The sequence below is a fragment of the Lelliottia sp. RWM.1 genome (genome assembly GCF_016859735.1).
In the GTDB taxonomy this organism is placed as follows: Bacteria; Pseudomonadota; Gammaproteobacteria; order Enterobacterales; family Enterobacteriaceae; genus Enterobacter.
The window spans coordinates 44,984-67,544 of sequence record NZ_WLVC01000002.1; the positions used below are offsets into that span (position 1 = coordinate 44,984).

Below are 22,561 nucleotides of genomic sequence, written 5' to 3' on the forward strand. Positions count from 1 at the left end.
GAAGGATTCACAATTTGCGCGCGATAATATCACACTTGTTTTGATACGCACGGTTCCACCAGCCACTTCTGCCAGCTTGCCGTTACCTGCGCACGTTCCTGTACAAAGCAGTCCAGCGCGACATGGCCGGGTTGCTCCTGCAATGCCAGATGGTGCAACGCATCGCGAAGCGTCGTATAAGCACGCGTTAACGCCTGTGCTTCCTGCTCATCCATAATGTCGTTTTGCGCAAGCAGTTCCAGAATACGCACGTTATCAGACCAGCGCGTCAGTTTCGGCTTATCGTGCGCATGCAGCAGCACCAGATACTGTGTGATGAACTCAATATCGGTAATCCCCCCTTCATCGGCCTTGATATCAAAGCGATCACGGTGCTTATTGCCTAAATGGGTGCGCATTTTTTCACGCATTTCGCGTACTTCGGTTTGCAGCATGCTGCCTTCACGCAGCGTGGTCATGACATCTTTACGGATAAGGTCAAACTGCGTTTTGAGCTGCGGATCGCCATACACCACGCGGGCACGCACCAGCGCCTGATGTTCCCATGTCCAGGCTTCATTCTTCTGATAATCGGCAAAGGATTCGGTTGAGGTCACCAACATGCCTGCCGCGCCGGATGGGCGTAAACGGGCATCCACTTCATACAAAATGCCCGACGAGGTGCGGGTACTGAACAGGTGCATAATGCGCTGTGCCAGACGCAGATAGAACTGACGCCCGTCGATTTCGCGCTCGCCATCAGTCATGACATCAACCGGGCAGTCATGCAGGAAAATCAAATCGAGATCGGAGCTGTATCCCAACTCCCAGCCACCGAGTTTTCCGTAGCCCACGACAGCAAAGCCACGACCTTCGCGGTCGGCCAGATGTTTGGGTTGCCCAAACCGCGTCACCATCTGCCCCCAGGCTTGCTGCACTACCGCATCGATAATCGCTTCCGCAAGCCAGGTTAAGTGATCGCTCACTTTCATTACCGGCAATGTACCGGCAATATCGGCTGCAGCAATACGCAACAACTGCGCCTGCTTAAACTGCCGCAGTGCTTCAAGCTGTTGCTCTTCGTCCTCTTCCGGCACGCGTAGCAAATACTGGCGAAGTTCATCGCGGTAAGCGTCCGTTGCCGTCGGCTGATACAGCGTATTCGGATCCAGCAACTCGTCCAGCAGCAGGGGATAACGCGCCAGTTGGCTGGCAACCATCGGAGAGGCCGCACACAGCGAAATCAGATGTTTCAGCGCGCCAGGGAACTCACTCAGCAGCTCAAGATAGGTTGTACGGGTGATGATCCCACTTAACAGCGGCATCATACGTGACAACGGTACAGGCGCATCCTCACGCGAGCAGACATCGCTGAGCAGATGCGGCATCAGATGATCCAGCACCTGGCGGCCACGTGGTCCAATGGCGCGCTTGTTCAGCTCCACCCGAAAATCGGCAATCAAGACCACCACGCGGTGACGATCCTCATCACTCAAATGTGCGAGAACAGGTGTTGTGTCATCTTCCTGCAATGCGTCCTGCCACAGTTCTCGCCAGTGTTCTGAGAGCGTATCATCCGGGGATTCACTTTCGTCGTCACCAATCAGGTCATTAAAGATGCGACGCACACCCGCCATGTGGGTTTCCAGTTGATCCGTTAATACCGACCAGTCATCCGCGCGCATTCCCCATGCCAGACGCGCGCGATTTAGCTCATCACCAGGCAGGGTTTGGGTTTGTTCGTCATTAATGCTTTGCAGGAGATTTTCCAGACGGCGCAGGAAAAGGTATGCATCGCGCAGCGTTTGCGCATCGCCTTCTGGCAATAAATGAAGTTGCTCAATCGCGCTTAACGTTGGCAGTAGCGAACGGGATTGCAGGGACGGTTCGCGCCCGCCCCGAATAAGCTGAAAAACCTGGACAATGAATTCGATTTCACGAATTCCACCAGCACCGAGTTTGATGTTGTCTTTCAGGCCACGGCGGCGGACTTCTCGGGAGATCATCCCTTTCATGTTACGCAGCGACTGGATCACACTGAAGTCGATATAGCGGCGGAAAACGAACGGGCGCAGCATGGCACGCAGTTCATTGGCATAGGCATCGTCGCTGTCGCCCATAATCCGCGCTTTGACCATCGCATAACGCTCCCAGTCACGCCCCTGCTCCTGGTAATAATCTTCCAGTGCCGCAAAACTCAGTACCAGCGGGCCACTGTCACCAAACGGACGCAGACGCATATCTACGCGATAGACAAAACCGTCCTGAGTGGGCTGGTCCAGCGCTTTGATTAACCGCTGACCTAAACGCGTGAAAAACTGCGCGTTGTCCAGTTCACGGCGTCCACCACGCGTAGAGCCCTTTTCTGGCCAGGCAAAGATCAGATCGATATCGGAGGAGAAATTCAGCTCGCAGCCACCCAGCTTGCCCATTCCCAGGATAAGCAATGGCTGAGGAACGCCCTCTTCACTACAGGGCGTTCCCCACTCGCGGCAGCAGACGTCATACAGCCAGTCGCGCGCGGCAACGATCAGCGTCTGCGCCAGGCCACTCAGTTGCTGCAATGTGCTCTCTTCGCTCACCAGTTCCAGCGACTGCGCCCAGGCAATACGCACCATCACCCGACGGCGGAACTGACGCAAAACGCACATTAGCGTCGCCTCATCCGCCACGCCATCAAGTTCGGTTTGTAACCAGCCAGCATACTGCCGCCACTCTTCGGCCTGCGGCGGAGAGTTCTCAAGCTCAGCCAGCCACTCAGGATTAGCCGTTACACTCTCCTGCACAAAATCACTGAACGTGAGCACGCACTTAGCCTGCTCGCTTAATGATGACGCCGGTAATGACTCAGGCAGACGTTCGCAAACGGTCTGCCACTGCTGCTGTAACTGCGAAGAAAGCGGCATTGTAGGGTTCCTTGCCAGAGTTAACGTTTTCCGCTGTGCAGCCAGAATGGCTCCTGCGAAATGGCCTCATTACGGAAATGCTCTATCTCAATATGCTGACGGGTTTCGATAGCATGTTTCAGCCCCTGCCAGTTTTCCAGCCAGACCTGTGCTTTACCCTCGTAGGCGCCAGACAGCAGTAGCATGCTGTCGATATTGCGCGTCAGGCGAATAAGCTGATCGCCATACTGGTCGCCCAGCGGATAAGCAAAGGTCGTCTTCAGTTCAGCGGCATGACGGGAAAGCTGGATATCCGCAAAACGTTTGAATGATTCACTGATTTTGGTTTGCGCTTTTGCATCCAGGAATGTGCGCCAGCTACGCGTCACCAGAAATTCGGTGAGCGCCAGTTTTGCAGTCGCGTTCTGCGGACTGTAGATTGCCGTTTTTGCTGAGACATCGGACGCCATCAGCGTTTCCGCCTGGGTCAGAAAATCACGTAAGTGAGCACTTGCTTTACGAGGAACAATGCCGCCAAACAGCGTTAACGCATGGCGAACCAGTCCCATCGCGCCCAATACATGGGCTTTCGATCCTTTCACACCGCGCGCCCACAGCTCTTCGTGGTACTGCCACTGAGAAAGCGCCAGCTCCAGCGAGGCCTCCAGACCTTGCTCCACGCTTGCTTTCGGCACGGTGCGTAAAATCGCCGTCGCCTTAGGCTGACGCGGTGCATTCCCGGCAGCCAGGTGATACCCACGCGCAGCTTTGCTCAGACTGCCCTGACGTAAACCGGATTGACTGACCAGCTTATGCGCCAGCCTGAGGACGTCAGCGGCGTCGCCTTCCAGCAATTCAAGTTCCAGTTCACAAATGGGCTCCTGAAATTCCCCCGCCTTCACCTCACCCAAATCAAGGGCGATTTCAATCCGGCTTTTACCTTCATTCACCAGCCATTTCTCACGCCAGAAATCGGTGCTAAACAGCGGTTGCACCTGAGCGCTAAGGGTTTCCGGTAATTCACCATTTGGCCATACTTCTGCGGGAAGACGATCGAGCTCAAGTTCTGGCTTGCTGATGTCGATATTGTATTCCGGGCGTTGATGCAAACCACCGACCACCCGGCCAGCAATTTTCATCGTCATCTCGTAGCGTCCATTAGCACCACGAATGCGCAACCCCATGTCATGTTGACGCAGCCAGTTATCTGGCGTTTCGTAATAGATATTGAGTAACTGAACGGGTTCGTGATGCTCGCCAGACAATGTATGCAGATGGTTGCGCAGCGCATCAACGCTGTCGTTTTCGACGATAAATTTTAATTCGATTTCTTGTGCCATGGCCTTGTACTTATGTGTGCGTCACAGATGAGTCAATTAAGGCGAACTTACTCGCCACTTTTTTGTCAGTACATAGTATTTTGCGCCAAATTGCCACGCAATGAGCAATTTTCCGAGCTTAAAAGTTTGAAGCCGTGACACAGATGATTCCGATTGCTGACGAATACTTTGCGTAGAGACACTGTTGCCACTACTATCGATCCACTTTTTATGAAAATAACGACGAATGATGCTTAAATTACGCCTGATTGGACTTACTTTACTTGCATTCAGCGCTGCAACCGCGGTGCACGCTGAAGAGAAACGTTATGTTTCTGACGAACTGAACACCTGGGTGCGTAGCGGCCCTGGTGATAATTATCGCCTCCTGGGCACGGTCAATGCTGGGGAAGAAGTCACACTGTTACAGACCAATCCAGACACTAATTACGGCCAGGTTCGTGACAGCACCGGACGTACCTCCTGGATCCCGATGAAGGAACTTAGCACCGTGCCGAGTCTGCGCACCCGCGTGCCAGATCTGGAAAATCAGGTAAAAACGCTGACCGATAAGCTGAACAATATCGACACCACCTGGAACCAGCGTACCGCTGAAATGCAGCAGAAAGTTGCCCAGAGTGACAGCGTGATTAGCGGTCTGAAAGACGAAAACCAGAAACTGAAAAACGAGCTTATTGTCGCCCAGAAAAAAGTGAATGCCGCTAACCTGCAGCTCGACGACAAACAACGAACCATCATCATGCAGTGGTTTATGTATGGCGGTGGCGTGTTGGGCGTAGGTTTGGTGCTGGGTCTGGTTCTGCCGCTGCTGATCCCAAGCCGTAAGCGTAAAGATCGTTGGATGAATTAATTCGTCTTCAATGCCAGACTTACGTACTATCTTGCGAAAAGAAAAGACGGGAGTTGTGGGCGTGAAGAGTTATCTGGTCGGTGGTGCGGTTCGTGATGCGTTGTTAGGCCTGCCGGTCAAAGACAGAGACTGGGTCGTGGTGGGTTCCACGCCTCAGAAGATGCTCGACGCGGGCTACCAGCAGGTAGGCCGCGATTTTCCCGTATTTCTTCACCCAACCAGCCATGAAGAGTACGCCCTGGCTCGCACCGAGCGAAAATCTGGCTCCGGTTATACCGGTTTTACCTGCTATGCCGCACCTGATGTGACTCTGGAGCAAGATTTGTTGCGCCGGGACCTCACCATTAACGCGCTGGCACAGGACGATCAAGGCCGAATTTTTGACGCTTATGGCGGTCTGGACGATCTCCGAGACCGTATTTTGCGTCATGTCTCCCCTGCGTTTTCTGAAGATCCGCTGCGCGTGCTGCGCGTGGCGCGTTTCGCTGCTCGTTATGCTCACCTGAGTTTTCGTATCGCCACTGAGACTATGGCACTGATGACCGCCATGACCCATGCGGGCGAGCTGGAGCACCTTACGCCAGAACGCGTCTGGAAAGAGACAGAAAGCGCGCTATCGACCCGCAACCCGCAGGTCTTTTTCCAGGTACTTCGTGAGTGTGGTGCGCTGAAAGTCCTGTTCCCGGAAATCGATGTACTCTTCGGTGTGCCGGCTCCGGCAAAATGGCATCCGGAAATTGATACCGGCATTCATACCCTGATGACGCTGAGTATGGCGGCCATGCTCAGCCCTGCCATTGATGTACGTTTCGCGACGCTATGCCACGATCTGGGCAAAGGGTTAACACCGAAAGAGTTCTGGCCTCGCCACCACGGACACGGCCCGGCGGGAGTGAAACTGGTTGAGGGATTATGTCAGCGTCTGCGTGTGCCTAACGACATCCGCGATCTGGCAAAACTGGTGGCGGAGTTTCATGACCTGATCCACACGTTCCCGATCCTGAAACCAACCACTGTCGTCAAACTTTTCGACAGTATCGACGCCTGGCGCAAGCCACAGCGCGTAGAACAGATCGCTCTGACCAGTGAAGCCGACGTTCGTGGGCGCACCGGGTTTGAAGCCTGCGATTATCCGCAGGGACGGTTGTTGCGTGAGGCATGGATCGTAGCGAGTGCAGTGCCAACAAAAGACGTTGTCGAAGCCGGCTTTAAAGGACCAGAGATCCGCGAAGAGCTGACCAAACGCCGTATTCAGGCAGTAGCTGACTGGAAGGAACAGCGTTGCCCTCAGCCAAAAGACTGAGGGCAATCAATCAGAAGAAGACGACGTACACCGCCGCGGCGACAATAAAGCGATAGATCGCAAACGGAATAAACGAGATACGTTTGATAAGTTGCAGGAAGGTTTTGATCGCAATCAGCGCCACAATAAAGGCGGTGATAAAGCCCACGGCGAACATCGGAATATCTCCCACCGTCAGGAAGCCGATGCTTTTATAGAGATCAAGCGCAGTTGCCCCCATCATCATCGGTACGGCCAGCAGGAATGAAAACTCCGATGCCGCGTAACGGCTAACGCCCATCAGCATCCCACCTGAAATCGTTGCTCCTGAACGCGAAAAACCCGGCCACAGCGCCAGACACTGGAAACAGCCAATCATGAATGCCTGACGGTAAGTCATGTCGTCCAGGCCTTCCGCACGCGGTTTTTTCGGTTTCAGCACTTCCGCTACAATCAGCAACACCCCGCCAACCACCAGCGCATACATGACGTTAATCGGGTTAAACAGCGATTTAATCGTGTCGTGAAAAATCAGTCCCAGTACTACAGCAGGAACCATACCTAACAGGATATGGATCAGCGTCAGGCGGCCTTTACCTTCTCCCTCGTGTTGCGGCAGACGGCCAAAGTGAATACCAATCAAGCCAAAGAGACGACGCCAGAACATCACAACGACCGCCAGAATCGAACCTAACTGGATAACAACTTCAAACGTCTTTGCCGTATCGCCCTCAAAGCCCAGCAGATGTCCCACGATAATCATGTGACCAGTACTGGAAACCGGCAAAAACTCCGTCAATCCTTCGACCACACCCAGGATTGCCGCCACCAGCAGCGAGTGCATATCGCTCATCAATAAACCCCTAAAAAGATATAAAAACGGTGAACCGTCATGTCCACCGTGAAAGATACATCCTTAAGACCGGTATAACCGAAAATGGTTTAGCTATTATGACGTTAAATGTTTCCTTTCGGATTACTGCCACGCTCGATGATCACACCAACATTGGTCGCGCGTGCCACAGCGCCGGGCTTACTGAGTTTGATACGTACCCAGGGAGAGTTGAAGCGGCTCAACAGCAAATCTGCAACCTCTTCTGCCACGCGTTCAACCAGTGCAAAACGTTGGCCTTCGACGTGGCTAATGACCGTGTCGCTAATATCGGCATAGCTCAGACAGTCATTCACATCATCACTTTTTGCGGCCAGACGGTTGTCCCAGCCCATTTCGATATCGAACACTAATTTCTGTTCGATGGTCTGTTCCCAGTCGTAAACACCAATAGTGGTGATTACCGAAAGTTGCTCTATAAATACAATATCCATCACGACCTGCCTGCTTTTTGGCTAAACCGGATACCACTTCCGGCGAATTATGCGTATTATCCACAGATGTTGAGAACACAGATACATTTTCAAAACGGAACAGCGTTATGAGTGCAATCGCGCCTGGAATGATTCTCCTCGCCTACCTTTGCGGCTCAATCTCCAGCGCCATTCTGGTCTGCCGCATCGCCGGGTTACCTGATCCACGCGAGAGCGGATCCCGGAATCCCGGGGCGACCAATGTACTACGAATTGGCGGCAAGGGAGCAGCCGTAGCGGTTTTGATTTTTGATGTTCTGAAAGGAATGCTACCGGTCTGGGGCGCATATGCTCTGGGCGTTACCCCTTTTTGGCTCGGGCTTATCGCCATCGCAGCCTGTATTGGTCATATCTGGCCTGTTTTCTTTGGTTTTAAAGGCGGTAAAGGCGTTGCCACCGCATTTGGCGCGATTGCGCCCATCGGTTGGGATTTAACGGGCGTGATGGCCGGAACCTGGCTTTTGACCATTTTACTGAGTGGCTATTCATCGCTGGGCGCAATTGTGAGCGCACTTATCGCGCCATTTTATGTCTGGTGGTTTAAGCCCCAGTTTACCTTCCCGGTGTCGATGCTCTCCTGCCTCATTTTGTTGCGCCATCACGATAACATTCAGCGCTTATGGCGTCGTCAGGAGACCAAAATCTGGACGAAACTGAAGCTAAAGAGAAAGAAAAAAGACCCTCAGTAAGCGGTTAGTTATGCCTTATAACCAAATGTGATTTTGGTCACCTTCTGCCTGTGGTAACTGTTAGAGACACAACACAACCACACAAAAAGAAAAATGGCAGAAATCACCAACTCAACCTCTCTTTCAACGGCAGAACATTCCCCTGATGGCGACATCAGATGGGTTCGTAGCGCCTCTGACGTTTCACGTCTGGTCAACGCGGGTTCTCAGGGCCGGGCGAATGCCCGTATCGTGATCGGTATCGCGCTGGGCGGTATTTTCCTCGATGCATACGATCTCGGTGCTCTGGCATTCGGTATCAAAGACATTACCCGCGAGTTTAATCTCACGCCGGCAGGCACGGGCATGGTGGCGTCGGCCATCACCTTCGGGGCAATCGTCGGGGCGCTCCTCGGTGGCTACCTCACGGACAAAATTGGGCGTTACCGCGTCTTTATGGCCGACATGGTGTTCTTCGTGGTGGCCGCCATCGCCTGTGCGCTGGCGCCGAACGAGTATGTTCTGGCGGGGGCACGCTTCGTAATGGGTCTTGGCGTGGGGATCGACCTTCCCGTCGCGATGGCATTTTTAAGCGAATTTGCCAAACTAAAAGGCCCCGGCAACAAAGCCTCCAGCGTCGCCATGTGGTGTCCAACCTGGTACGCCGCCATCAGTATCTCTTATCTGTTGGTTCTCTTCTTCTATGCGGTCCTGCCGGAAAGCCACAGCGACTGGCTCTGGCGTTTGATCCTCGGCTTTGGCGCGGTTCCTGCATTGGTCATTATCGCAATCCGCAGCCGCTATATGAGCGAGTCTCCGGTCTGGGCGGCAAACCAGGGCAACCTGAAACAGGCAGCTTCCATTCTGCGCCAGTCGTATAACATTAACGCCCATGTCCCGCAGGATGCGCTCAACCAGCCAGCGCCGGTGGTCAATAAAGCAAAATGGGCAAATTACCTGAACCTGTTCAAGGGGGTCTATTTACGGCGAACAACGCTGGCGACGTTGCTGTCGGTGGTCTCCTCATTTGCCTATAACGCCGTGGCCTTTGGCCTGCCCGTCATTATCTCCAGCTTCTTTGTTCAGTCGATGTTGACCACCATTTTGATCTCGCTGGCGCTTAACCTGCTGTTTGCGTTCGTCGGCGGACTGCTGGCAGTGCGTTACGTCCCGCGCTTTGGCGCATGGCGAATGTCACTTGCAGGTTATACCTGTCAGCTTATTGCCTTGCTTGGTCTGGCGCTGATTGGTCGCCCGGAAGGCGCCCCGGAAGGTATTATCGCCGTCGCCATGCTGGCGCTGTTCCTGTTCGGCCAGGGTTTTGGACCGGGCGCGCATACCATGGCATTTGCTTCGCTGAGCTATCCAACGTCGTTGCGCGGTGTAGGCGTTGGCCTCAACCAGACGCTGATGCGCAGCAGCTCAACGCTGTCGCTGTTCCTGTTCCCACTGCTGGTTGCCTCTCTGGATACCGCGGTGTTCTGGGTGATTGCCCTGGCGCCGTTTATCGGGCTGGCCTCACTGCTGGCGATCCGCTGGGAACCGTCCGGGTATGATGTGGATGCGGAGGATTATCGGTAATTTCCTCCTTAACTCAATTGTGGAATTGTTCCGTTCACTACAGCACCTCTGCTATCTGAAACACCCACAGCGGCCTGAAAGGGGAACGGGTGTTGAGTCCCCGCTAAAATCGGCGAACCGGAGACCGAATGACAAGGTCTGGACGCCAGGGATAGCGGCCTGAGGCGAATCGAGACAGGATATCGAGTTGAGCCGACCGCAGGCAGAGGGTCGGGAGATGAGCGAAGTGCGAAGCACCGATTTTGTTGCGGGGCCGCGGTGGCCCCCTTTTCCCATTCACAGGCTGCATCATTTTATTTTCTGCCACTCTCAAGGTGAACGGAACAAACCTCAACACTCATCCATAAGCGACTCATATGACAGCCTTCATTTCTGCCAGGGCATACTAAAACGTAACCCGGTAGTGAGCAGATGGATGCAGCATGTTAGCAACTCAGGTCACTGATAACTCTTATAAAGGCTGGCAGGCATCCCTTGATCTGCTGTTTCGCCGCACCCCTGAGAAAACCCTTCTGCAGTCGGCCCGTCACGTAGGCCCCCTCACGGTTCAACGCCCGTTTTACCCCGAAGAGGAAACCTGCCACCTCTACTTACTTCACCCACCCGGTGGAATTGTCGGTGGAGATGTTCTGAATATTTCCGTTCAGTTAGAAGCGGGCTGTCACACGCTGATTACCATGCCGGGAGCAAGCAAGTTTTACCGCAGCAGCGGTAAAGAGGCACGTCTGGAGCAGCACTTTACCCTCGCAGAAAACGCCACGCTGGAGTGGTTGCCGCAGGACTCCATTTTCTTCCCTGGCGCGAATGCCGCACTGCGTTCCGTCTTCCATCTGCAAACCTCCAGCACCCTGCTGGCCTGGGAGCTTTTCTGCCTGGGCCGTCCGGTGATCAACGAAACCTTCAGCCTCGGCACAATCGAGAGTCGGCTGGAGGTCTGGATCGAGGGTGAACCGCGGTTAATTGAGCGTCAGCATCTGAAGGACGGAGACCTTTCCTCTGTAGCAAACCATCCGTGGATCGGCACATTGCTGTTCTATCCATCAACGGAACATCACCTTGAAACTGTGCGTGAACAGCTCGCCCCGCTGGAAAATTTTGCCGGAGCGACCCTCACCGATGGTCTGATGTCGGTGCGTTTTCTCTCGCACGATAACCTGATTTGTCAGCGGGTAATGCGCGAAATATGGCAGTCGCTTCGCCCGCTTTTAACCACCAAATCGCCCTGCTCACCCCGCATCTGGCAGACCTAAGAGAAACGTTATGGAACTGACCCCCAGAGAAAAAGACAAGCTGTTGTTGTTCACCGCGGCGCTGGTTGCTGAGCGCCGCCTGGCTCGTGGTGTAAAGCTTAACTATCCGGAATCGGTCGCCTTGATCAGCGCCTTTATTATGGAAGGTGCTCGCGACGGGGAAACCGTGGCGGCTTTAATGGAAGCTGGCCGCCACGTTCTGACGCGCACTCAGGTGATGGAAGGTGTCCCGGAAATGATCCCCGACATTCAGGTTGAAGCCACGTTTCCAGACGGCTCCAAGCTTGTCACCGTTCACAACCCCATTGTGTAAGGAGCATGTGATGATCCCAGGTGAATACCAGATCAAATCAGGGCAGATAGCCCTTAACAGTGGGCGAGAAACACAACGTGTGATCGTGGAAAACCACGGCGACAGGCCGATCCAGGTGGGATCGCATTACCACTTTTACGAGGTCAACCCGGCGCTAAAGTTCGATCGTGAACCTGTAAAAGGCTATCGCCTCAATATTCCAGCCGGCACAGCGGTACGGTTTGAACCCGGCCAGAAACGTGAAGTCACGTTGGTCAAAGTGGCAGGCGCACAGCGCATTTTCGGCTTTCGGGGCGATGTTATGGGCGAACTGGAGGTAAAAAATGGCTGATATTTCACGCCAGGCCTATGCCGATATGTTCGGCCCGACGACGGGAGATAAAGTCAGGCTGGCCGATACCGGGCTGTGGATCGAAGTGGAACACGATCTCACGATCTACGGTGAAGAGGTTAAATTCGGCGGCGGGAAAGTGATCCGCGACGGCATGGGACAAGGGCAGATGACCGCAGAAGAGTGCGTGGATCTGGTCCTGACCAACGCGTTGATCGTCGATCACTGGGGGATCGTGAAAGCGGATATCGGGGTGAAGAACGGGCGGATCTTTGCCGTCGGTAAAGCTGGAAACCCCGATATCCAACCCGGCGTGACGATCCCGATTGGCGCAGCAACGGAGGTGATCGCCGCTGAAGGCAAGATCGTCACCGCTGGTGGGATCGACACCCACATTCACTGGATCTGCCCACAGCAAGCCGAAGAAGCGCTGGTCTCTGGTGTCACCACCATGATTGGGGGAGGAACAGGCCCGGCTGCGGGCACGCACGCAACCACCTGCACACCGGGGCCCTGGTATATCGCCCGCATGCTACAGGCCGCCGACACCCTGCCCGTCAATATTGGATTTCTGGGGAAAGGCAACGGATCGAATCCTGATGCCTTGCGCGAACAAATCGCCGCGGGTGCTATCGGCCTGAAAATCCACGAGGACTGGGGCGCGACGCCTGCGGCAATCAACTGTTCACTGAACGTGGCTGACGAAATGGATATTCAGGTGGCCCTGCACAGCGACACGCTGAATGAATCCGGCTTTGTTGAAGATACGCTGGCGGCGATCGCGGGTCGCACCATTCACACGTTCCATACCGAAGGTGCGGGCGGCGGACATGCACCGGATATCATTACCGCCTGCGCGCACCCCAATATTCTTCCCTCGTCGACGAACCCGACACTGCCGTACACCGTCAACACTATCGATGAACATCTCGACATGTTGATGGTCTGTCACCATCTTGATCCCGATATTGCTGAAGATGTGGCCTTTGCTGAATCCCGTATTCGCCGGGAAACGATCGCCGCCGAAGATGTGTTGCACGATATCGGCGCGTTCTCGCTCACGTCATCAGACTCCCAGGCGATGGGCCGCGTGGGCGAAGTAATTATCCGCACCTGGCAGGTCGCACACCGGATGAAAGTCCAGCGAGGTATGTTACCGGAAGAGTCCGGTGAAAATGATAACGTCCGCGTAAAGCGCTATATCGCCAAATACACCATCAACCCTGCACTCACCCACGGTATTTCACATGAGGTCGGCTCCATTGAAGCGGGAAAGCTGGCGGATCTAGTGGTCTGGTCACCCGCATTTTTTGGTGTGAAACCTGCCACCATCGTCAAAGGTGGAATGATCGCCTGCGCGCCAATGGGTGATATCAACGCCTCTATCCCGACGCCGCAACCGGTGCATTATCGCCCGATGTTTGGCTCGCTGGGTGCTGCACGCCACGCCACGCGCCTGACGTTTGTCTCACAGGCTGCGGCAACCAATGGCATCCCCCAGCAACTGAACTTGCAGAGCGCCATTGCCGTGGTGAAAGGCTGTCGAACAGTAAAAAAAGCCGACATGATCCATAACGATCTACAGCCGAATATCACCGTGGATGCACAAACTTATGAGGTCCGTGTTGACGGACATCTGATCACCAGCGAGCCCGCAGATGTTCTGCCGATGGCTCAGCGCTATTTTCTGTTTTAGGAGCAACGATGATCACCTTAACGCAACGCCTTGACCATGCTCACCCCACGACCGCCAGCGTCACGCTGCCGATTGATGTCCGGGTAAAAAGTCGTGCCCGAGTGGAACTCAACGATGGCCGCGAAGCTGGGCTAATGCTGCCTCGCGGCTTGCTGCTGCGCGGCGGCGACCTTCTGGCGACGGAAGATGGCAGCGAGGTGATCGAAGTGATTGCTGCGCCGGAATCGGTCTCCGTCGTGCATTGCGCCGATCCCTGGTTGCTCGCCCGTGCCTGTTATCACCTGGGTAACCGCCACGTCCCGTTGCAAATCATGCCCGGTGAACTTCGCTACCACCACGATCACGTACTCGACGACATGCTGCGCCAGTTTGCCCTTGAGGTGACATTTGCCCACCTGCCGTTTGAACCCGAAGCGGGCGCTTACACCAGCGACGCTCATAGCCATTCTCACGCCCACTCACATTAAGGAACTCCTATGCGCACGTATTTACCGCTGTTACTGCTGGCTTTTTCCCTTCCGGCGCTCGCGCATCCTGGGCATGGCACAGACAGCTTTCAGGCTGGATTCCTCCATCCCCTGACCGGTTTTGATCATCTGTTAATGTTGACCGGCGCTGGCGTGCTTTCCGCATTAAGCGGGCGCAAGCTGCTGCTGCCCTTTGCCACCCTCGGCATGATGCTGGTTGGGGCGATTGCCGGCAGTCTGTTCGGTGGTTTTAGCGGCATGGAGATGCTGATCATCGCTTCGCTGGCTGTGTGTGGCGTGATGATGTTTAAGACCGAAAAACGGCTTTTATTGGCGGTCCCCGCACTGGCGATGTTCCACGGCTGGGCGCACGGTGTGGAGATGTCCGGCCACAATTTCTGGCTGTTTACCAGCGGTTTCATGCTCGCCAGTGCCACAGTGTTGTGCGCAAGTTTCGCCGCAGGATTACTGCTTCGCCGCCATGATGGCCTGCGCAAAATCTTCGGCGGTGGGCTGATTGTCTCAGCCTTGCTGGCGCTGATGAGCTAATGGAGCACACACGGCAGTGGCTGCGCTTGATGCAACTCTCCAGTAGCAGTTTGCCTGTCGGGTCTTTCACCTGGTCACAGGGGCTGGAATGGGCAGTAGAGGCTGGCTGGGTCACCAGCAGCGATGCGTTCAAACACTGGCAAATACAGCAGATGGATAACAGCTTTTTCTGCGTTGATCTGCCGCTGTTTATTCGTCTGTATCAGGCCTGTGAGCAAGACGATCTTGCGCGCGCAACACGCTGGACGGCATACGTCCTTGCCTGCCGGGAAACGCGCGAGCTACGCGAAGAAGAACGCAATCGCGCCGCCGCGTTTACACGCCTCATCAAAAGCTGGGAACCAGACTCACCCAAAGAGTGGCTACCGCTGTTTTCCCAAAGCCAGTTGTGCGGTATGGCGTGGCTCGGCGTGCGGTGGGGCATTGGCGCGCGCGAGCTGGCATTAAGCCTGGGCTATAGCTGGATTGAAAGCGCGGTGATGGCAGGCGTTAAACTGGTTCCTTTCGGGCAGCAGGCGGCGCAACAGCTCATTATTGAACTGAGCGACCATTTTTCCGCCGGTCTTGAACAGGCTTTTTTGCGCAGGGATGACGAACTCGGTGCAGCAACACCGCTTTCCGCCATCGCTTCTGCGCGACACGAAACACAATATTCACGGTTATTCCGTTCCTGAGGATGCACTATGGCTGATTACAAACACCCCTTGCGCGTTGGCGTGGGTGGCCCGGTAGGGTCGGGCAAGACCGCACTGCTGGAAGCGCTTTGCAAAGCAATGCGCGACACATATCACCTGGCAGTGGTAACGAACGATATCTACACCAAAGAGGATCAACGCATTCTGACGGAAGCGGGCGCACTGGCGCCAGAGCGTATTGTGGGCGTAGAAACCGGCGGATGCCCTCATACCGCGATCCGCGAAGATGCGTCGATGAACCTCGCAGCGGTCGAAGCACTCAGCGAGAAATTCGGTAATCTGGATCTGATTTTCGTTGAAAGCGGCGGGGACAACCTGAGCGCGACCTTCAGCCCGGAGCTGGCGGATCTGACAATCTACGTTATCGACGTCGCTGAAGGGGAGAAGATCCCACGCAAGGGCGGGCCGGGGATCACCAAATCAGATTTTCTGGTAATCAACAAAACCGATCTGGCCCCTTACGTCGGCGCGTCGCTGGAGGTAATGGAGCGCGACACTAATCGTATGCGCGGTGAACGGCCATGGACGTTTACCAACCTGAAAGTGGGTGATGGCCTCGCGACGATCATTGCGTTTCTGGAAGAGAAAGGGATGTTGCGGGTGTAGCCGAATAGACCCTCTCCCTTGTGGGGAGAGGGTGAGAGATTACGCCTCAGGAAGCTCCGCCAACGGCCAGCGTGGACGCACAGAAACGCTCAAATCAGCTCTCGCCTCTGCGTTCAAACGCACCATGCCTGCGTAAGCGATCATCGCTCCGTTATCGGTGCAAAATTCCGGACGCGCATAGAACACTTCGCCGCGACGTTTTTGCATCATCTCTGCCAGTTTCGCGCGCAACGTGCGGTTAGCACTGACACCACCGGCCATCACCAGGCGTTTAAAACCGGTCTGATCCAGGGCTCGTTTGCACTTGATCATCAGCGTATCCACCACCGCATCTTCAAAGGCGCGAGCGATGTCCGCACGGGTCTGATCGTCGTTATCATTGTTGCGGATAGTATTCGCAGCGAAGGTTTTCAGGCCAGAGAAGCTGAAATCCAGACCTGGACGATCGGTCATCGGACGTGGGAAAACAAAACGCCCTTCTGTTCCTTGTGCCGCCATTTTCGAGAGCATCGGGCCGCCGGGATAATCCAGCCCCAACAATTTGGCCGTTTTATCAAACGCTTCACCGGCCGCATCGTCGATAGACTCGCCCAGCAGCTCATATTTGCCAATCCCTGTCACACTGATCAACTGGGTATGGCCGCCAGAAACCAGCAGCGCGACAAACGGAAACTCAGGCGGATTATCTTCCAGCATCGGAGCCAGCAGATGCCCTTCCATATGGTGAACCGGGATCGCCGGAACATCCCACGCAAACGCCAGCGAACGTCCAACGGTTGCCCCAACCAGCAGAGCGCCCACCAGGCCAGGACCTGCGGTGTAGGCTACTGCATCAATATCTTTCGCCGTTAACCCGGCCTCTTTCAGCGCCGCCTGGATCAGCGGAACCGTTTTGCGCACATGGTCACGGGAGGCCAGTTCAGGCACAACACCGCCGTAGTCAGCATGTAATTTCACCTGACTATACAGTTGGTTGGCTAACAGCCCTTTTTCGTCGTCGTAAATGGCAATGCCGGTTTCATCGCAGGATGTTTCAATACCCAGTACACGCATGACTTATTTTACCTCGCTCTAATACCGCGCAGTGTAGGACCAATGCGGGTTGATGTAAAACTTTCCTCACCCCTGGTGCTCAGTTCGTGTATACTCCCTGTCCTTATAAAAGTCCCTTTCAAAATCACGTCGGTGCTTTACAAAGCAGCAGCAATTGCAGTAAAATTCCGCACCATTTTGAAATAAGCTGGCGTTGATGCCAGCGGCAAACCGAATTTATTAAAGGTGAGAGTTACATGCCGGTAATTAAAGTACGTGAAAACGAGCCGTTCGACGTAGCACTGCGTCGCTTCAAGCGTTCATGCGAGAAAGCAGGTGTTCTGGCTGAAGTTCGTCGTCGTGAGTTCTATGAAAAACCAACGACCGAACGTAAGCGCGCTAAAGCTTCAGCTGTGAAACGTCACGCGAAGAAACTGGCTCGCGAAAACGCACGCCGTACTCGTCTGTACTAATTGATTGAGGGCTTAAGTCCTCAATTACAGACAGAGTAATAGTCGTAAGGCCGTGCTTCCGGAAGGAATGCGCGGCTTATTTTCGTTTAAGAGTTACTAAAAATTCACGGGGCCTATGGCAGGACGAATCCCACGCGTATTCATCAATGACTTGCTGGCAAGAACCGACATCGTCGATCTCATCGACGCGCGGGTAAAGCTAAAAAAGCAAGGCAAGAATTACCATGCGTGCTGTCCATTCCATAACGAAAAAACCCCCTCTTTCACCGTGAATGGTGAAAAACAGTTTTACCATTGCTTCGGCTGTGGCGCACACGGTAATGCCGTCGATTTTTTAATGAACTACGACAAGCTCGAGTTCGTTGAAACCGTCGAAGAACTGGCGGCGATGCACAACCTTGAAGTGCCTTATGAAGCAGGCAGCGGCCCCAGTCAGATAGAGCGCCATCAACGGCAAACGCTGTATCAGTTAATGGATGGCCTGAATTCGTTTTACCAACAGTCTCTTAAGCAATCTGCTGCTGAGCCTGCGCGTCACTATCTGACCAAGCGCGGACTGAGCGACGACGTTATTGCGCGTTTCGCTATTGGATATGCACCACCCGGATGGGACAACGTCTTAAAACGTTTTGGTGGCAATAGCGAAGATCGTAAATCGTTGATCGACGCAGGTATGCTGGTCACCAACGACCAGGGACGAAGCTACGACCGCTTCCGTGAACGGGTGATGTTCCCCATTCGTGACAAGCGAGGCCGGGTGATTGGTTTTGGTGGACGCGTGCTGGGCGATGCCCTGCCGAAGTACCTCAACTCCCCGGAAACCGATATTTTTCATAAAGGCCGCCAGCTTTACGGTCTTTATGAAGCGCAACAGGATAACGCGGAACCTCAGCGTTTGCTGGTCGTCGAAGGGTATATGGATGTTGTTGCCCTGGCGCAATACGGCATTAATTACGCCGTCGCGTCGCTGGGAACCTCCACGACAGCCGATCATATCCAACTGCTGTTCAGGGTGACGAATAACGTTATCTGCTGTTACGACGGCGACCGGGCAGGCCGTGATGCCGCCTGGCGTGCGCTGGAAACGGCGCTTCCTTATATGACCGACGGGCGTCAGTTGCGCTTTATGTTCCTGCCCGATGGTGAAGACCCGGATACGCTGGTGCGTAAAGAGGGCAAAGCGGCGTTTGAAGCGCGGATGGAGCAGGCTCAGCCACTCTCCACGTTTTTGTTTAACAGCCTGATGCCGCAGGTAGATTTGAGTACACCGGATGGTCGCGCGCAGCTCAGTACGCTGGCACTGCCGCTCATCACTCAGGTCCCTGGTGAAACACTGCGTATTTATCTGCGCCAGGAACTCGGCAACAAGCTCGGTATTCTGGATGACAGTCAGCTTGAACGTTTAATGCCAAAACTGGCTGAAACAGGCGTGGTTCGCCCCGCGCCGCAGCTAAAACGCACAACCATGCGTATACTGATAGGGTTACTGGTACAAAACCCTGAGCTGGCACCACAAGTGCCACCGCTGGCAGGATTAAACCATGAAAAGCTGCCGGGACTTGGCTTATTTGCAGAACTGGTCAACACTTGTCTGTCTCAGCCAGGTCTGACCACCGGACAACTTTTAGAGCATTATCGCGGCACAAAAGAGTCCGCCACCCTTGAAAAACTGTCGATGTGGGACGATATAGCAGATAAAGATATCGCAGAAAAAACGTTCACCGACTCACTGAACCATATGTTTGATTCGATGCTTGAATTGCGCCAGGAAGAGTTGATTGCCCGCGAGCGCACACACGGTTTAAGCAGCGAAGAACGCCGGGAACTCTGGATGTTAAACCAGGAACTGGCGAAGAAATAAAAAGACAAAATCATTCACGTTGTACCAGGACAGCAAAAGAACGAATTTCCGGGAGTGTACATTAGCGCATGACCAGGATGACAAATCCGCCGGGACAACGTGAAGAATAAAGTATTTAACGGCTTAAGTGCCGAATATCGATCGGGAAGCCCCCGGCAGCCGCACTGAGAGGCAGCGGCACAAATATAAGTACGCCCTCGCTTTAAAGGTTGGCAGCAACACCGCCGACACCAATCAAACGAATTAAGTGTGGATACCGTCTTATGGAGCAAAACCCGCAGTCACAGCTGAAACTTCTTGTCCAACGCGGTAAGGAGCAAGGCTATCTGACCTATGCCGAGGTCAATGACCATCTGCCGGAAGATATCGTCGATTCAGACCAGATCGAAGACATCATCCAAATGATCAATGACATGGGCATTCAGGTGATGGAAGAAGCACCGGATGCCGATGATCTGTTGCTGGCCGAAAACTCCAACAACACTGACGAAGATGCGGAAGAAGCCGCTGCGCAGGTACTGTCCAGCGTAGAATCCGAAATTGGGCGCACGACAGACCCGGTTCGCATGTACATGCGTGAAATGGGTACGGTTGAACTGTTGACCCGCGAAGGCGAAATCGACATCGCTAAACGCATCGAAGACGGGATCAACCAGGTTCAGTGCTCTGTTGCTGAATACCCGGAAGCGATCACCTATCTTCTGGAGCAGTACGACCGCGTTGAAGCAGAAGAAGCGCGTCTGTCAGACCTGATCACTGGCTTTGTCGACCCGAACGCTGAAGAAGACATGGCGCCTACAGCGACTCACGTTGGTTCTGAACTGTCTCAGGAAGAGATGGATGACGACGAAGACGAAGACGAAGAAGACGGCGACGATGACAGCAGCGATGACGACAACAGCATCGATCCTGAACTGGCACGTGAGAAATTTGGCGAACTGCGTACTCAGTACGAACTCGCTCGCGACACGATTAAAGCCAAAGGCCGGAGCCACGCTGCTGCTCAGGAAGAGATCCTGAAGCTGTCTGAAGTGTTCAAACAGTTCCGTCTGGTTCCAAAACAGTTCGACTACCTGGTTAACAGCATGCGCGTGATGATGGATCGCGTGCGTACCCAGGAACGCATCATCATGAAACTGTGTGTTGAACAGTGCAAGATGCCGAAAAAGAACTTCATCACGCTGTTCACGGGTAACGAAACCAGTGAAACCTGGTTCAACGCTGCTGTCGCAATGAATAAGCCGTGGTCTGAAAAGCTGCTTGACGTTAAAGAAGACGTTCAGCGCGGCCTGATGAAACTGCAACAGATTGAAGAAGAAACCGGCCTGACCATCGAGCAGGTGAAAGACATCAACCGTCGTATGTCCATCGGTGAAGCGAAAGCCCGCCGTGCGAAGAAAGAGATGGTTGAAGCAAACTTACGTCTGGTTATCTCTATCGCCAAGAAATACACCAACCGTGGTCTGCAGTTCCTGGATCTGATTCAGGAAGGCAACATCGGTCTGATGAAAGCGGTAGATAAGTTCGAATACCGTCGTGGTTATAAATTCTCCACCTACGCGACATGGTGGATCCGTCAGGCGATCACCCGTTCTATCGCAGACCAGGCGCGCACCATCCGTATCCCGGTGCATATGATTGAGACCATCAACAAACTCAACCGTATCTCTCGCCAGATGCTGCAAGAGATGGGTCGCGAGCCAACGCCGGAAGAGCTGGCTGAACGTATGCTGATGCCGGAAGACAAGATCCGTAAAGTGCTGAAGATCGCCAAAGAGCCTATCTCCATGGAAACACCAATCGGTGATGATGAAGATTCGCATCTGGGTGATTTTATCGAGGATACGACCCTCGAACTGCCGCTGGACTCTGCCACCACCGAGAGCCTGCGTGCTGCGACGCACGACGTTCTGGCTGGCCTGACCGCGCGTGAAGCGAAAGTTCTGCGTATGCGTTTCGGTATTGATATGAATACCGACCACACGCTGGAAGAAGTGGGTAAACAGTTCGACGTTACCCGTGAGCGTATCCGTCAGATCGAAGCGAAGGCGCTGCGTAAACTGCGCCATCCAAGCCGCTCTGAAGTGCTGCGTAGCTTCCTCGACGACTAAAACTGTTCCGGTTCTGAAAAAGCTCCCTTTCGGGAGCTTTTTTTTTGGCATTTTCAGCCCACAGACAAAAATTGGTAGGGTAAATTATTAATAAATGAAATTGTAAATGATATTTATTTTCATTATCATTTTTCTTTTCGTAAACTACTGTAAAGAAAAATTACATGATCCCCTTAATTTTTAAGAATAAAACCCTCTGCGCACTCGCTATCTCCTTGACGCTTCACGCTGGTGCAACCTTCGCAAAAGAATTCTCAGAGAACCATTTCACGTCCCAGGCACTTGGTCATGGGGTTTACGAGCTGGCTTTTGATAAAAACCAAAAAGCGATCTATGCCGCATCAGCGCCCTCCTTTGATAAAGATAAAACAAGCGGAGAAGTCTTCCTGCTCGCGGCCGACTATCTCAAGATTAATGAGCGGATCGCAACTCAACGACGTCCCTTTGCAGTCGCGCTGGATGAACCCAATCATATCCTCTATCTGGGCAATGCGCTGGACGGCTCACTTACCCTGGTTGATACCCGCACCAACAAAGAAGTAAAAACAATCCAGTTGAGTAACGACGCCGATCCGAAGAATAAAGCACACGTCCGTGAAGTGGTCCTGGATAAGAAACACCAGCGCCTCTACGTGTCCGGTATTGGCAGTGAAGACAAAGGCATGCTGTGGATTGTCGATACCCAGAAACAGCAGGAAATGCATGCCCTCACGAAGATGGATCCCGTAGGTTTTGCGGTCGATGAGTCAGGTGACAAGGTTTACGCCGTCACCGGAAAAGGCGAGCTGATCACCCTGGATGGCAAAACGTCGCAGCTCCTCTCCCGCGTAAAAGTTGACCCTTCCGAGGCGAACCATTACTTCCTGAACATTGCCCTGAACACGGCCAAGGGCGTGGGCTTTATCGCGGATACCAACACGCCTGACGTGCTGGTTGTGCAACTCGACTCAGGCAAGCTTATCCATCGTATCAAGACACCTAACTCCATTGCCGCCATCTATAACCCTGCGCGCAACGAAGTGTATGTCACCCATCGCAATGCCCGTCAGATTAGTGTTATCGATGCGAACACCTACGGCCTGAAGCACACCATCAAAACAGCAGCTATGCCAAACAGCATGGCACTTTCTCCTGATAGCAAAACGCTTTATGTCAGCGTCAAACAGGACGAAAAAGCCAACCAGGCTGATTACGTGCTCAAACTCGATTTAACTCAATTCTGAGGAT

21 protein-coding genes are annotated in these 22,561 nt (G+C 53.8%); 16 read left to right on the forward strand and 5 right to left on the reverse strand.

The annotated features are described in order from the left end of the window. Positions 1-29: 29 nt before the first annotated feature. Positions 30-2,885, reverse strand: coding sequence for a bifunctional [glutamate--ammonia ligase]-adenylyl-L-tyrosine phosphorylase/[glutamate--ammonia-ligase] adenylyltransferase (glnE, locus tag GF617_RS02010; RefSeq protein ID WP_203450949.1), 2,856 nt, complete (start codon positions 2,883-2,885; stop codon positions 30-32). A 20-nt stretch (positions 2,886-2,905) separates the two neighbouring features. Further along, positions 2,906-4,204 carry an inorganic triphosphatase gene (locus GF617_RS02015; protein ID WP_181620836.1) on the reverse strand — a complete coding sequence of 433 codons (1,299 nt, stop codon included), beginning with the start codon at positions 4,202-4,204 and terminating at the stop codon, positions 2,906-2,908. A 229-nt stretch (positions 4,205-4,433) separates the two neighbouring features. On the opposite strand from GF617_RS02015, the gene GF617_RS02020 reads away from it, so the two are divergent. Together GF617_RS02020 and GF617_RS02025 are read left to right on the forward strand one after the other, a co-directional pair. After that, the gene (locus tag GF617_RS02020; protein ID WP_181623839.1) at positions 4,434-5,054 is read left to right on the forward strand and encodes a TIGR04211 family SH3 domain-containing protein; all 621 of its coding nucleotides are present in this window, start codon (positions 4,434-4,436) and stop codon (positions 5,052-5,054) included. A 61-nt stretch (positions 5,055-5,115) separates the two neighbouring features. Then, positions 5,116-6,357, forward strand: a complete 1,242-nt coding sequence (locus GF617_RS02025; protein WP_203450950.1) for a multifunctional CCA addition/repair protein — start codon at positions 5,116-5,118, stop codon at positions 6,355-6,357. Between the two features lie 10 nt (positions 6,358-6,367). Here the strand turns inward: GF617_RS02025 and bacA are convergent, their stop codons facing one another. Further along, positions 6,368-7,189: an undecaprenyl-diphosphate phosphatase gene (gene bacA, locus GF617_RS02030; protein ID WP_203450951.1), complete on the reverse strand. Its 822-nt coding sequence runs from the start codon at positions 7,187-7,189 to the stop codon at positions 6,368-6,370. A 104-nt stretch (positions 7,190-7,293) separates the two neighbouring features. Further along, the gene (folB, locus tag GF617_RS02035; RefSeq protein WP_181620839.1) at positions 7,294-7,662 is read right to left on the reverse strand and encodes a bifunctional dihydroneopterin aldolase/7,8-dihydroneopterin epimerase; all 369 of its coding nucleotides are present in this window, start codon (positions 7,660-7,662) and stop codon (positions 7,294-7,296) included. Positions 7,663-7,769: 107 nt separating this feature from the next. On the opposite strand from folB, the gene plsY reads away from it, so the two are divergent. The 10 genes from plsY (at position 7,770) to ureG (ending at position 15,857) form a co-directional block, all read left to right on the forward strand. Beyond that, entirely contained in the window at positions 7,770-8,390 is a 621-nt protein-coding gene (plsY, locus tag GF617_RS02040) for a glycerol-3-phosphate 1-O-acyltransferase PlsY (RefSeq protein WP_181620840.1), read from the forward strand. 93 nt (positions 8,391-8,483) lie between these two features. Then, complete coding sequence (locus GF617_RS02045; RefSeq protein WP_203450952.1) at positions 8,484-9,950, forward strand: MFS transporter; 1,467 nt, start codon at positions 8,484-8,486, stop codon at positions 9,948-9,950. Between the two features lie 422 nt (positions 9,951-10,372). After that, complete coding sequence (locus GF617_RS02050; protein ID WP_203450953.1) at positions 10,373-11,200, forward strand: urease accessory protein UreD; 828 nt, start codon at positions 10,373-10,375, stop codon at positions 11,198-11,200. 10 nt (positions 11,201-11,210) lie between these two features. Continuing rightward, positions 11,211-11,513, forward strand: coding sequence for an urease subunit gamma (locus tag GF617_RS02055; RefSeq protein ID WP_203450954.1), 303 nt, complete (start codon positions 11,211-11,213; stop codon positions 11,511-11,513). A gap of 10 nt (positions 11,514-11,523) precedes the next feature. Next, a complete protein-coding gene (locus GF617_RS02060) occupies positions 11,524-11,844 on the forward strand; it encodes an urease subunit beta (protein ID WP_181620844.1) in 321 nt (106 codons plus the stop codon). After that, the gene (gene ureC / locus GF617_RS02065; RefSeq protein WP_203450955.1) at positions 11,837-13,540 is read left to right on the forward strand and encodes an urease subunit alpha; all 1,704 of its coding nucleotides are present in this window, start codon (positions 11,837-11,839) and stop codon (positions 13,538-13,540) included. The genes GF617_RS02060 and ureC overlap by 8 nt, the downstream gene beginning before the upstream one ends. A gap of 8 nt (positions 13,541-13,548) precedes the next feature. Then, positions 13,549-14,007: an urease accessory protein UreE gene (gene ureE, locus GF617_RS02070; RefSeq protein WP_203450956.1), complete on the forward strand. Its 459-nt coding sequence runs from the start codon at positions 13,549-13,551 to the stop codon at positions 14,005-14,007. Positions 14,008-14,016: 9 nt separating this feature from the next. Further along, entirely contained in the window at positions 14,017-14,556 is a 540-nt protein-coding gene (locus tag GF617_RS02075) for a HupE/UreJ family protein (RefSeq protein ID WP_181620847.1), read from the forward strand. Next, positions 14,556-15,230, forward strand: coding sequence for an urease accessory protein UreF (locus tag GF617_RS02080; protein ID WP_203450957.1), 675 nt, complete (start codon positions 14,556-14,558; stop codon positions 15,228-15,230). The genes GF617_RS02075 and GF617_RS02080 overlap by 1 nt, the downstream gene beginning before the upstream one ends. Positions 15,231-15,239: 9 nt before the next feature. After that, positions 15,240-15,857, forward strand: a complete 618-nt coding sequence (gene ureG / locus GF617_RS02085; RefSeq protein WP_181620849.1) for an urease accessory protein UreG — start codon at positions 15,240-15,242, stop codon at positions 15,855-15,857. A 39-nt stretch (positions 15,858-15,896) separates the two neighbouring features. Here ureG and tsaD read toward each other — a convergent pair whose 3' ends face one another. Continuing rightward, complete coding sequence (gene tsaD, locus GF617_RS02090; protein ID WP_203450958.1) at positions 15,897-16,910, reverse strand: tRNA (adenosine(37)-N6)-threonylcarbamoyltransferase complex transferase subunit TsaD; 1,014 nt, start codon at positions 16,908-16,910, stop codon at positions 15,897-15,899. Positions 16,911-17,146: 236 nt separating this feature from the next. On the opposite strand from tsaD, the gene rpsU reads away from it, so the two are divergent. The 4 genes from rpsU to GF617_RS02110 all read left to right on the forward strand — a co-directional run bounded on the left by rpsU (position 17,147) and on the right by GF617_RS02110 (position 22,557). After that, the gene (gene rpsU / locus GF617_RS02095; protein WP_001144069.1) at positions 17,147-17,362 is read left to right on the forward strand and encodes a 30S ribosomal protein S21; all 216 of its coding nucleotides are present in this window, start codon (positions 17,147-17,149) and stop codon (positions 17,360-17,362) included. Between the two features lie 115 nt (positions 17,363-17,477). Further along, positions 17,478-19,223, forward strand: coding sequence for a DNA primase (gene dnaG / locus GF617_RS02100; protein WP_181620851.1), 1,746 nt, complete (start codon positions 17,478-17,480; stop codon positions 19,221-19,223). 263 nt (positions 19,224-19,486) lie between these two features. Beyond that, positions 19,487-21,334 carry an RNA polymerase sigma factor RpoD gene (gene rpoD / locus GF617_RS02105; protein WP_181620852.1) on the forward strand — a complete coding sequence of 616 codons (1,848 nt, stop codon included), beginning with the start codon at positions 19,487-19,489 and terminating at the stop codon, positions 21,332-21,334. A 164-nt stretch (positions 21,335-21,498) separates the two neighbouring features. Continuing rightward, positions 21,499-22,557 (forward strand): YncE family protein, encoded by a 1,059-nt coding sequence (locus tag GF617_RS02110; RefSeq protein WP_203450959.1) that lies wholly within the window; start codon positions 21,499-21,501, stop codon positions 22,555-22,557. The last annotated feature ends 4 nt before the right edge of the window (positions 22,558-22,561 follow it).

What these genes read in the sequence shown, in the direction of transcription:
- GF617_RS02020 (WP_181623839.1), top strand. Translation starts at nt 4,434, where the DNA reads ATGCTTAAATTACGCCTGATTGGACTTACTTTACTTGCATTCAGCGCT.
- bacA (WP_203450951.1), bottom strand. Translation starts at nt 7,189, where the DNA reads ATGAGCGATATGCACTCGCTGCTGGTGGCGGCAATCCTGGGTGTGGTC.
- ureC (WP_203450955.1), top strand. Translation starts at nt 11,837, where the DNA reads ATGGCTGATATTTCACGCCAGGCCTATGCCGATATGTTCGGCCCGACG.
- dnaG (WP_181620851.1), top strand. Translation starts at nt 17,478, where the DNA reads ATGGCAGGACGAATCCCACGCGTATTCATCAATGACTTGCTGGCAAGA.
- GF617_RS02050 (WP_203450953.1), top strand. Translation starts at nt 10,373, where the DNA reads ATGTTAGCAACTCAGGTCACTGATAACTCTTATAAAGGCTGGCAGGCA.
- GF617_RS02060 (WP_181620844.1), top strand. Translation starts at nt 11,524, where the DNA reads ATGATCCCAGGTGAATACCAGATCAAATCAGGGCAGATAGCCCTTAAC.
- GF617_RS02045 (WP_203450952.1), top strand. Translation starts at nt 8,484, where the DNA reads ATGGCAGAAATCACCAACTCAACCTCTCTTTCAACGGCAGAACATTCC.
- GF617_RS02015 (WP_181620836.1), bottom strand. Translation starts at nt 4,204, where the DNA reads ATGGCACAAGAAATCGAATTAAAATTTATCGTCGAAAACGACAGCGTT.
- glnE (WP_203450949.1), bottom strand. Translation starts at nt 2,885, where the DNA reads ATGCCGCTTTCTTCGCAGTTACAGCAGCAGTGGCAGACCGTTTGCGAA.
- rpsU (WP_001144069.1), top strand. Translation starts at nt 17,147, where the DNA reads ATGCCGGTAATTAAAGTACGTGAAAACGAGCCGTTCGACGTAGCACTG.
- tsaD (WP_203450958.1), bottom strand. Translation starts at nt 16,910, where the DNA reads ATGCGTGTACTGGGTATTGAAACATCCTGCGATGAAACCGGCATTGCC.
- ureE (WP_203450956.1), top strand. Translation starts at nt 13,549, where the DNA reads ATGATCACCTTAACGCAACGCCTTGACCATGCTCACCCCACGACCGCC.
- rpoD (WP_181620852.1), top strand. Translation starts at nt 19,487, where the DNA reads ATGGAGCAAAACCCGCAGTCACAGCTGAAACTTCTTGTCCAACGCGGT.
- ureG (WP_181620849.1), top strand. Translation starts at nt 15,240, where the DNA reads ATGGCTGATTACAAACACCCCTTGCGCGTTGGCGTGGGTGGCCCGGTA.
- plsY (WP_181620840.1), top strand. Translation starts at nt 7,770, where the DNA reads ATGAGTGCAATCGCGCCTGGAATGATTCTCCTCGCCTACCTTTGCGGC.
- GF617_RS02110 (WP_203450959.1), top strand. Translation starts at nt 21,499, where the DNA reads ATGATCCCCTTAATTTTTAAGAATAAAACCCTCTGCGCACTCGCTATC.
- GF617_RS02075 (WP_181620847.1), top strand. Translation starts at nt 14,017, where the DNA reads ATGCGCACGTATTTACCGCTGTTACTGCTGGCTTTTTCCCTTCCGGCG.
- GF617_RS02080 (WP_203450957.1), top strand. Translation starts at nt 14,556, where the DNA reads ATGGAGCACACACGGCAGTGGCTGCGCTTGATGCAACTCTCCAGTAGC.
- GF617_RS02055 (WP_203450954.1), top strand. Translation starts at nt 11,211, where the DNA reads ATGGAACTGACCCCCAGAGAAAAAGACAAGCTGTTGTTGTTCACCGCG.
- folB (WP_181620839.1), bottom strand. Translation starts at nt 7,662, where the DNA reads ATGGATATTGTATTTATAGAGCAACTTTCGGTAATCACCACTATTGGT.